The organism is Ectorhizobium quercum (assembly GCF_026552795.1).
GTDB classification, from domain to species: Bacteria; Pseudomonadota; Alphaproteobacteria; order Rhizobiales; family Rhizobiaceae; genus Ectorhizobium; species Ectorhizobium quercum.
The window spans coordinates 1-10208 of record NZ_JANFPI010000017.1 but is presented as its reverse complement, the minus strand read 5'-3'; the positions used below and the strand labels follow the sequence as shown (position 1 = coordinate 10208).

The 10208-nt window shown below is 65.9% G+C and carries 8 protein-coding genes and 1 pseudogene; 4 read left to right on the top strand and 5 right to left on the bottom strand.

Going from position 1 to position 10208, the window contains the following annotated elements:
• Both NOF55_RS23370 and NOF55_RS23365 read left to right on the top strand, forming a co-directional pair.
• A pseudogene (locus tag NOF55_RS23370) lies at positions 1-231 on the top strand (UDP-glucose 6-dehydrogenase); the annotation flags it as partial.
• 326 nt (positions 232-557) lie between these two features.
• The gene (locus NOF55_RS23365) at positions 558-818 is read left to right on the top strand and encodes a hypothetical protein (RefSeq protein ID WP_503128515.1); all 261 of its coding nucleotides are present in this window, start codon (positions 558-560) and stop codon (positions 816-818) included.
• Here the strand turns inward: NOF55_RS23365 and NOF55_RS23360 are convergent.
• The 3 genes from NOF55_RS23360 to NOF55_RS23350 are packed head-to-tail and all read right to left on the bottom strand — an operon-like array spanning position 787 to position 6016.
• Positions 787-3837 carry an efflux RND transporter permease subunit gene (locus tag NOF55_RS23360; RefSeq protein WP_306413541.1) on the bottom strand — a complete coding sequence of 1017 codons (3051 nt, stop codon included), beginning with the start codon at positions 3835-3837 and terminating at the stop codon, positions 787-789. The two genes, NOF55_RS23365 and NOF55_RS23360, sit on opposite strands and share 32 nt — an antisense overlap.
• Entirely contained in the window at positions 3834-4898 is a 1065-nt protein-coding gene (locus NOF55_RS23355; RefSeq protein ID WP_306413540.1) for an efflux RND transporter periplasmic adaptor subunit, read from the bottom strand. The genes NOF55_RS23360 and NOF55_RS23355 overlap by 4 nt, the downstream gene beginning before the upstream one ends.
• A complete protein-coding gene (locus NOF55_RS23350; protein WP_306413539.1) occupies positions 4895-6016 on the bottom strand; it encodes an efflux RND transporter periplasmic adaptor subunit in 1122 nt (373 codons plus the stop codon). Before NOF55_RS23350 ends, NOF55_RS23355 begins: the two co-directional genes overlap by 4 nt.
• Positions 6017-6176: 160 nt before the next feature.
• Between NOF55_RS23350 and NOF55_RS23345 the strand changes: the two genes are divergently transcribed.
• Positions 6177-6986, top strand: a complete 810-nt coding sequence (locus tag NOF55_RS23345) for a GntR family transcriptional regulator (RefSeq protein ID WP_306413538.1) — start codon at positions 6177-6179, stop codon at positions 6984-6986.
• Between the two features lie 18 nt (positions 6987-7004).
• On the opposite strand, the gene NOF55_RS23340 is transcribed toward NOF55_RS23345, so the two are convergent.
• Positions 7005-8435, bottom strand: a complete 1431-nt coding sequence (locus NOF55_RS23340) for a mannose-1-phosphate guanylyltransferase/mannose-6-phosphate isomerase (RefSeq protein WP_306413537.1) — start codon at positions 8433-8435, stop codon at positions 7005-7007.
• 115 nt (positions 8436-8550) lie between these two features.
• Here NOF55_RS23340 and NOF55_RS23335 point away from each other — a divergent pair, with 115 nt between their 5' ends.
• Positions 8551-9969: a phosphomannomutase gene (locus NOF55_RS23335; RefSeq protein WP_306413536.1), complete on the top strand. Its 1419-nt coding sequence runs from the start codon at positions 8551-8553 to the stop codon at positions 9967-9969.
• A 35-nt stretch (positions 9970-10004) separates the two neighbouring features.
• On the opposite strand, the gene NOF55_RS23330 is transcribed toward NOF55_RS23335, so the two are convergent.
• Positions 10005-10208: hypothetical protein (locus NOF55_RS23330; RefSeq protein WP_306413543.1), on the bottom strand; the 204-nt coding region annotated here is incomplete at its 5' end.

Below are 10208 nucleotides of genomic sequence, written 5' to 3'. Positions count from 1 at the left end.
TTCCGCGAATCCTCCGTGCAGGGCATCATGAAGCGCATCAAGGCCAAGGGCGTCGAGGTCATCATCTACGAACCCGAATATCCCGACGAGGACTTCTTCCGCTCCGAGATCGTCCGCGACCTCGAAAGCTTCAAGACCCGCGCAGACGTCATCATCGCAAACCGCCTCTCAGACGACCTCATGGACGTCGAGGAAAAGGTCTACACAAGAGACATATTCGGATCCGATTGAACCGGCGCCCTTCCGGCAAACGCGAAAACCGGTTTTCCGTCAGGAATGGCGGGAAACAGGGAGGGAGAAGGGCCTGATCGCGCGCTCCTCGACAGCCCGTCATCGCCTGACGCCGCGTCCCCGCCCGGGGCGCGTCGGTCACGCCTTCGTGCATTTTCCGCCACGCGGCATCCGGCTATCATGACAGTATGATGACAGCCAGATTGTTAAGAATTTCCGCGTGGTTATGCCTGCTGGCAATCGTTTTCGCGACAGTTTCCCCCATCGGCCTGCGTCCGCGCGCGCCCTTGCCGGTCAATCTGGAAAGAGCCCTTGCATTCTGCCTGATGGCCGGTCTGTTCGTGCTCGCCTATCCGCGGCGCTGGCGTCCCATCCTGATCCTGACGGTCGCCGGGGCGGGGTTCATCGAAGCCTTCCAGTTCCTCTCGCCGACCCGGCATGCGCAGATGCTCGACGCGATGGTGAAGGCGGCCGGCGCCGCCGCCGGCGTGGCGTTTGCCGCCGGCGTCAACCGCATGCGCGGGGAAATCGGCAGGGCCCTTCCCGCACGGGCCGTCAGGACGGTTCCTCGCTCTCCCGAATCCTGAACCACGCGACATAGAGCGCGGGCAGGAAGATCAGCGTCAGCGCCGTGCCGACGATGATGCCGCCCATCATGGCGTAGGCCATCGGCCCCCAGAACACCTCGCGCGCGATCGGGATCAGGCCGAGCGAGGCCGCCGCCGCCGTCAGCATGATCGGGCGCATGCGGTGTTCCGTGGCTTCCTTGACGGCACGCCAGGGGTCCGTCCCCTCCTTGCGCATGTTCTCGATCTGCACGACGAGAATGACCGAGTTGCGGATGAGGATGCCGATCAGTGCCAGAACGCCGAGGATGGCGACGAAGCCGAGCGGCGCGCCGGAGGGCAGAAGGGCGGCCACCACCCCGATGAGGGCGAGCGGCGCCACCGCGAAGACGAGGAACAGCCGCGAAAAGCTCTGGAGCTGCACCATCAGGATCGTGGTCATGACGAGCAGCATCAGCGGAACGACGTTGGCGATCGGCGCCTGGCTCTCGGCGCTCGATTCCACCGAGCCGCCGGTTTCCAGCCGGAAGCCGGCGGGCAGCCCGGCCTCGAATGCCCTGATATCGGCATCGAGCTGCTTGACGACCGTGTCCGGCTGCGTCGCATCGGCGATCCCCGCCTTGACGGTGATCGTCGGCACGCGCGAACGGCGCCAGATGACGGGCTGCTCGACCCCGAAGCGGAAATTCGCGACCGCCGACAACGGCACGGCCGTGCCGCCCGCCGCCGGCAATTGCAGATTTTGCAGCGTATCGATGGAGGAACGCTCGTCGGCAAGGGCGCGGCCCAGCACGTCGACCAGATAGATATCGTCCTTGATCTGCGTGATCGCCTGACCGCCGACGATGCCGTTCAGCGCCGTCGCGATGTCCTTGGAGGTGACGCCGAGCAGCCGGGCCTTGTCCTGCAACACATCGACGCGCACCACCCGGACGGGCTCCATCCAGTCGAACACGACCTCCGAGAGATGCGGGTTCTTCTCGAGCACGGCGGCGAATTCCTGCGCGTGGCGGCGAAGCCCCTCCATGTCGTGGCCGGACAGGCGATACTGGACGGGACGGCCGACGGGCGGGCCGATGTCGAGCAGCTTCACGAAGGCGTCGGTGCCGGGAAAGGTTTCGCGCAGATAGGCCCCGATCTCCGCCCGCAGGCGGTCGCGCGCCTCCAGGCTTTTCGTGACGATGATCGTCTGGCCGAAGGAGGGCTCGGGCGGCTGCACGTCGAAGGCCAGCACGAAGCGCACCGCGCCCATGCCGATATAGGAGGAATAGTGCTCGATATCCTCGTTGCCGTCGAGCATCTCCTTCTCGAACCGGCCCATCTGGGCGCTGGTATCGGCAATCGAGGCGTTATGGGGCAGCGTCCAGTCGACGATCAGCTCGACGCGGTCGGAGGAGGGGAAGAATTGCTGCTGCACGAACCCCATGCCGAACACCGCCGCCGCGAACGCCGCCACGGTCAGCACGATAGTCGTGTAGCGGAAGCGCATGGCAAGATCGAGCAGCGAGGAAAACAGGCGGGCGAAGCGGCTCTTCTGCCCCTCATGCGTCTTCAGGGACTTCGGCAGCAGCGTCACCCCGAGCAGTGGCGTGAAGACGACCGCGACCACCCAGGAGACGAGCAGCGACACGGCAAGGACGACGAACAGCGTGAAGGTAAACTCGCCCGCCTGCGAGGTGTTCAGCCCGATGGGAATGAACCCGGCGACCGTCACCAGCGTGCCGGTCAGCATCGGGAAGGCCGTCGAGGTGTAGACGTGGGTGGCCGCCTTCTCCAGCGGATCGCCCAGTTCAAGCCGCGCCACCATCATCTCCACGGCGATCATCGCATCGTCGACGAGCAGGCCGAGCGCGATGATGAGCGCGCCGAGCGACACGCGTTGCAGGGAAATGTCGAACAGCGACATGACGAGGAATGTGATGCCGAGCGTCAGCGGCACGGCAAGCGCCACGACCAGGCCGGCGCGCAGGCCGAGGCTGATGAAGCTGACGATCAGCACGATGGCCACCGCCTCGAACAGGGCGCGGGTGAAGCCCGACACCGCCTCCTCCACCACCTGCGGCTGGTCGGACACGAGGTGAATGCCTACCCCGACCGGCAGGTCGGCCTCGATGGACCGCATCTCCTCCTTCAGCTTCTCGCCGAAGGTGAGCAGATTGGCGCCCTGCTTCATGCCGATGGCCAGCCCGATGGCCGGCTGGCCGTTGAAGCGGAAGAGTTCGGAGGGTGGATCGGTGTAGCCGCGGGTGATGCGGGCGATGTCGCTCAGGCGGAAGAAACGGTCGTTGATGCGCAGGTTGACGGCCAGAAGGTCGTTTTCCGAGGTGAACTGGCCGGAAACGCGGATGTTGATCCGCTCCGGCCCCGCCTGGATGACGCCGGACGGCGTGATCGCGTTCTGCGCCTGAAGCGTGTCCAGAACGCTCTGCTGATCGACGCCCATCGCCGCCAGTTCACGGGTCGAGAATTCGAGGTAGATCGCCTCGTCCTGCGCACCGATCAGGTCGACCTTGCCGGCATTCTCCACGGTGAGGACGCGGGCGCGGGCCTCTTCCACGAAATCGCGCAGCTGCCGGTGCGTCAGCCCGTCGCCGGTGAAGGCATAGATATTGCCGAACACGTCGCCGAAGCGGTCGTTGAAGAAGGGGCCGACGACGCCGGAGGGGAAATCCTGCTGGATGTCGGCGATCATGTTGCGCACCTTGATCCAGTTGTCGGAAACGTCCCTGCCGCGCGTGGTGGGCTTGAGGTTCACGAAGATCAGCGTCTCGCCCGGCTTGGTCATCGAGCGCGTGTAATCGAGCGTTTCCAGCTCCTCCAGCTTGCGCTCGATGCGCTCCGTCACCTGGGTGGTCGTATCCTCCACCGAGGCGCCGGGCCACGAGGCCGAGATGGTCATGGTCTTGATGGTGAAGGACGGGTCTTCCTCGCGGCCCAGATCGACATAGGACATGATGCCCGCGACCGTGAACAGCAGCATGAAATACCAGACCAGCGAGCGGTGCTCGAGCGCCCAGTCGGAGAGATTGAATTTTTTCATCGGTTCTCTCCTGCGGAAAGCCTGACTTTCTGACCGTCCGTCAATGCCCCGACGCCAGCCGTCACCACGCGCTCGCCTTCCTCCACGCCGCCGGCGGGAACGAACAGGGCGCCGGTGCGGGACGCGACGGTGATTTCCCGGCGGGCGACCTCGCCCTTCGCCTCGTCCACGACGAAGACGTAGCTCCTGCCCTCCTCCTCGCGCAGCGCGGTCAGCGGCAGCGTTATGGTCTTCGGGCCGGCCTGCCGGCGATAGGCGGTGATCGTCGCCCCGAGCCGAAAATTGTCCGGCGGATCGGCCAGGGCGATGCGGACACGGAAGGTGCGGGTCAGGGGATCGGCCTGCGGCGCGACCTCCCGCGCCGTGCCCGTGACGGTGACGTCCGGGGCGACCTGCAAGGCGACGGAAAAGGCTTCGCCCGGCGCGACCGTCCCGGCCGAAAGCGGCACGTCGACAACCGCGTCGCGCAGGTCAGGGCGGGCGATCGTCAGGATGGTCTCGCCGGCGGAGACGATCTGCCCCACCTCCGCATCCACCGAGGTGACGACCGCATCGTAATCGGCGGAAATCGTGGAATAGGAAAGCTGCTCCCGGGCCTTGGCAAGGGCCGCTTCCGCCTTGGCGACGGAAGCCTGCGCCGAGGCGCGGCCGAGGTCGGCCTGCTCGAGAACGGATTGGGACGCGGCATCGCCCGCCCGCAGGACCCGGGTGCGCGCCGCAGTCGATTCGGCATCGGCAAGCTGCGCCCTCGCCCCGGCCAGATCGGCTTCGGCCGCTCGCACGGCAAGCTCCAGCGACGTCGGGTCGATGGCCGCGAGCTGCTGGCCCCGCGCCACGAGATCGCCGACCTCGGCCGGACGCGAGACGAGCCGCCCCAGAATGCGGAAGCCCATCGGCGTCGAAACCTGTGGCTGCACCGTTCCCGCAAAGCCGATGTCCAGCGGGCTTGCGGCCGTGGCGACGACCGACATCACCGGCCGTACGGGCGGCGGCGTTTCGGCTCCGTCATCGGCGCAGGCCGCCAGAAACGCCAGGGGGATCGAAAAAAGAAGACGCCTCACGATTCCGCCTCTCCGACAATGCGCACCTTCTGGCCGGTGCGCAGGAACTTGGCCCCTTCCGACACGATTTCGGCGCCGGGGGCAAGGCCATCCGTCACCAGCATCGTTTCCTTCTCGTAGGCGAAGACCGTCACGTCCTGCATCGACACACTGCCGGTTTCCCGATCCAGGATCCAGACGGCAGGCTTGCCGTCCAGCGAGCCGATCGCCGTCCACGGCACGCGAATGACCTGCACGGGACGAAGCATGACCCGTCCGGTGACGGCTGCCCCGAGCGCCAGTTCCGCCGACGCGTCGCTCAGCCCGGCCTTGACGCGGACCGTGCCCGTGGCGGCATCGATGGTGGGCGAGATTTCCCGGATGACGCCGGTGGCCGTGACTTCCGGCAGATTGATGAGCTGGACGGCGACCTCGATCTTATCGGCCTCGAAGGCATCGCGGTGAAGGAAGATCGATTCCTGGACGTGGAACACCGCGTCGCGAGCGCCGTCCCGGGCCAGCCGGAACATCATCTGCGCCGCCTGCGCCACCTGCCCCACCTCGGCGCTGCGATCCGTCACGATGCCGTCGGCGTCGGCACGCAGCTCCGTATAGCCGAGCGCCTCGCGGGCCGAGTCGGCGGCCGACCGCGCCGAATCGACCGCATTGCGGGCGCTGATCAGCGCGGCGCGGGCCGAATCGTGGTCGCCGCGGGTCGTCAGCCCCTTCTGCAACAGTTCCGTGCTGCGGTTGAACGCAGCGCTGCTCTGGGCCTGCTGCGCTTCCGCAAGCCGCAGACTGGCCTCGGCGGCGGCGAGGTCCGCCTTCTGCTCCTCCGGGTCGAGGCGGGCGAGCAGGTCGCCCGCCCGCACATGCTGTCCGGTCTCGGCGAAACGCTCGACGATGCGGCCCGACACGCGAAAGGAAAGATCGGTTTCGACACGGGCCTCGATCTCGCCGGTCATCGTCACGGCGGGGGAATAGGTGGTGAAGGCGGCCTTTTCGACAACCACCGGCGTCAGCGGCTTTTCCTCCGCCTGCTTCTCCTGCCCGCACGCGGCAAGGACCGCGGCCAGCGCGCAGACGAGACCGCCGCGCCGCAAAGCGTCGAAGCCGAAGGACGGGAACCGGTCAAGCATCAGAATCGTCTCCTGCGAAACCCGGGGCAGAAGCCTGCCTCCGCCGCACCATATGCCAAGGCGCGTGAAGCTCAAGTCAGGTGTTGTGAAAACCGGAAATTATCTTTGAGCGCCAGCCCTGCCGACACCGCGATTGGCGCGGGACTTGCCGGAACGATGCGTGAAGGCTAGTAGATTCACGCAGGTTGCAGCGGAATGCAAGGGGGACGGACGGCTGAGCGGCACGATCGACACCAAAACGGAGGAGGCGTTGCGCAAGCAGCAGTGGCGGCACCAGGCGCTGGCGGAAACGCTTTACCACCGCATCGCCGAGGGCGAGTTCCCCGTCGGCTCGGCCCTGCCGACGGAACGCGATATCGCCGCGTCCGAAAAGGTAAGCCGCGCAACGGTACGCGAGGCCCTGCGCTTTCTGGAAAATCACGGCATGATCCGCCGGCGGCAGGGCTCCGGAACGGTAGTCATCGCCCGCGAGCCGCAGCGGCTGCGCATGCCGCTCGATTCGCTGGAGGCGCTGCTGACCTATCCGCAGGACACGGAAGTCGAGGTCCAGAGCGGCGAACCGCTGTCGCCCGACGATCCGGCCTTTGCCGAAGCCGAACTGGAAAGCGGCGGCAACTGGTGGCGCGTGACCTTCCAGCGGCGGATGCAGGGGGCATCGGCGCCGGTTTCCCATATCGATGTCTATCTTCCGGAGGAATATGCCGCGGTCGAGGCGGATATCCCCGCCGGCGGCGGCTCGGTCTTCCTGCTGGTCGAAGACCGCTTCGGCATCCATCCGGCCGAAGCCGTCGTCCGCATCGATGCGGTGCAGATCGACGCGCGGCGGGCGCAGGCGCTCGGCGTCGCCGAAGGCTCGGCGGCGGTCCGCATCCAGCGCCGCTACTCGGACGCGGCGGGACGGCTCTATCAGGTGTCCGTGTCGATCTATCCGCAGGACCGCTACGTGTTCGAGACGGTCATCCGCGGCTGACGCCGCGGCAAGCGGGCATCAACTGCGCCGATAGTCGTCCTCGATCCGCACGACGTCGTCCTCGCCCATATAGGCACCCGTCCGCACCTCGATCAGTTCGAGTGCAATGCGCCCTTCGTTGGCGATGCGATGGACGGTTCCGGGCGCGACATAGGCCGATTCGTTCTCGGTGAGGATGGTGATGTGGTCGTCGATGGTCACGGTCGCCGTACCGCGCACCACCACCCAGTGTTCGGCGCGGTTCATGTGGCGCTGCAAGGACGTCCGCGCGCCGGGGTCGATCAGCAGCCGCTTCACGCTGGACCGCTCCCCGCTCAGCATGTCCTCGACATAGCCCCACGGACGGTAGGCTCTCTTGTGAACCTCCGTGACGGCGCCGCGGCCGGACGCCTTCAGCGTATCGACAAGGGCCTTGACCTCCTGCGAACGCTCCTTGGGCACGACGAGAACGGCGTCCTTCGTGGCGACCACCACGAGGTTCCTGGCGCCGATCACGGTCGTCATCAGGCTCCTGGAATGGATGAGGCAGCCTTCCGAATTGAGTGCCACTCCCTCGCCTTCCACGGCGTTTCCGGCCTGATCCTTGTCCGCGACCTCCCAGATGGCGTCCCAGCTGCCGATGTCCGACCAAGGGAAATGACCGCGGACCACGGCGATCTTGCTGGTCTTCTCGATCACCGCATAGTCGATCGAATTCTTCGGCGATGCCTCGAAGCTTTCCTGGTGCAGACGCAGGAAGCCCAGATCCGTCTCGGCCTTCTCGACGGCGCGGGTCACGGCGGCGAGAATCTCGGGCGAATACGTCCTCATTTCCTCGATCATCACATCGGAGCGGAACAGGAAGTTGCCCGAATTCCAGAGATAACCCTTCTGGAGATAGGATATGGCGGTTGCCGCATCCGGCTTTTCGACGAAGGCCTCGACCAGCCTCAGGTCCTCGTCCTCGCCGAATACGTCGCCCGGATGGATGTAGCCGTAGGAGGTTCTGGGCTCCGTCGGCGTCAGGCCGAAGACAACGATATGACCTTCGTCGGCGGCCTTGCGGCCGAGCGCGACGGCATCGGTGAAAAGACCGTCGTTCAGCACGACGTGATCGGCGGCGAGCGCCAGAACAAGCCCGCCGGGCGCGCGCTTTTCGGCAATCACGGCGGCGGCGGCCATCGCGGCGGCGCTGTCGCGGCGCGCCGGCTCCAGAACCACCTGGACCGGACTGTCGACATCCTCGGCCTGCCGCTGCGCGAAGAAGCGGAAATCCTCGTTGGTGATGACGACAGGGGCGCCGTAAAGTGCCGGGTCGGAGACGCGTTTGAGCGTCTGCTGATAGGTCGAGAAAGAACCGACAAGGGGCTGGAACTGCTTGGGCAACTGGTCGCGCGAAACGGGCCAGAGGCGCGACCCTGAGCCGCCGGCCAGAAGAATGGGGGTGATTTTGCTTGCCGTATCGCTCACGCCGGATATTTCCTTAGAACAGAAAAAGGGGACTATGAAGCCTTCGGTTCTTCCGAAAGACATTAATGTGTGAAACCCTGAAGATCATGTTTATGACAATGATTGGGAACTGGAAATGGGTCTAAAGTTCGGCACCAGCGGCCTGCGCGGCCTTTCCGTGGACCTTGAGGGGCGGCCGGCAGCCGTCTACGCCACCGCGTTCGCGCGTCATCTCGTTCGATCCGGTCAGGCGAAAACGGGAGATCCCGTCCTTGTCGGCCGCGACTTCCGCGACTCCAGCCCCGGGATCGCTTCCATCGTGATCGGCGCCCTCTCCCGCGCCGGCTTCGTGCCACTCGACTGCGCAACCGTGCCGACGCCGGCGCTGGCGCTCTACGGCCTCTCGCTGAAAGCCGCGAGCCTGATGGTGACGGGATCGCATATCCCGGCGGATCGCAACGGCATCAAGTTCTATCGCCCGGACGGCGAGATCGACAAGGCGGACGAGCAGGCCATCGCCGCCATCGCCGCGGACATTGCCGAAATCGACGAGGCCCCCGGCGTGGCGGAGGACCGCTCCGCCGAATGCGCGGCGCTCTTTCGCACGCGCAATGTCTCGGTCCTGCCGGAGAATGCCCTTGCCGGCCTCAGGATCGGCATCTACCAGCACTCTACCGTGGCGCGCGACCTGATGGTCGATATCCTCGCCCATTACGGCGCGGAAACGGTGGCGCTGGGCCGTTCCGAAACCTTCATTCCCGTCGATACCGAGGCCGTTTCGCCCGAAACGGTCGGCCTCCTCGGGCAATGGACGCGGGAACACGGTCTCGATGCGATCGTTTCCGCCGACGGCGACGGCGACCGCCCGCTGCTTTCGGACGAAACCGGAACGCCGTTGCGCGGCGACCTTCTCGGCCTGGTGACGGCCCGCTTCCTGGCGGCGGAGGTCGTCGCCACACCCGTCACGTCCAATTCGGGCATCGAGGCCAACGGCCGCTTCCGTGTGGTCCGCACGCGGGTCGGCTCGCCCTATGTGATCGCCGCCATGACCGAGGCGCTGGCCGACGGCAAAAGCGGCGTCATGGGCTTCGAGGCGAATGGCGGCCTGCTGCTCGGCTCGCCCTTCACCGTCAACGGCCGGACGCTCGCGCCGCTGCCGACACGCGACAGCATCCTGCCGCTTCTGGCCACGCTTTACGCCGCCGCTGCGGAAAAGAAGCCGCTGTCCGCCGTCGCGGCCTCGTTCCGGCTCCCGGCCGCCGCCGCGGACCGGCTCGAGAACTATCCGCTGGAAAAGAGCGGCGCGCTGATGGCATATCTGCGAGCGTCGCGCGCCAATCTCGAAACCTTCCTCGCCTCGCTCGGAACCGTGGCCGAGGTCAGCGACATAGACGGCCTGCGCGTTTCTCTCCGCGACGGCAGCACGGTGCATTTCCGCCCGTCCGGCAACGCGCCGGAAATGCGCTGCTATGTCGAGGCCGCGACCGAAGAGGATGCCCATATCTTGCTGGAAAAGGGCCTCGCGCTGCTGCGCAATTTTTCCGCAGCACCGTAATCGAAGCGGACTGGCCTTATCCCTGCACGTGTGTGTCACATTCGGGTGCTACAGGGATCGCGGCGATCTGGGTGTCTGTTTGCGGCGGGGTTGGTTGACAAGTGCGGTTGCGCTGCGGGATACCAGCAGTCATCGTCATCGGAGATTGGATTGTCATGGTGAATATTGCCGTTGCGGGTATTGGTTACGTCGGTCTGTCCAACGCAATTCTTCTGGCCCAGCACAACGATGTCACGGCC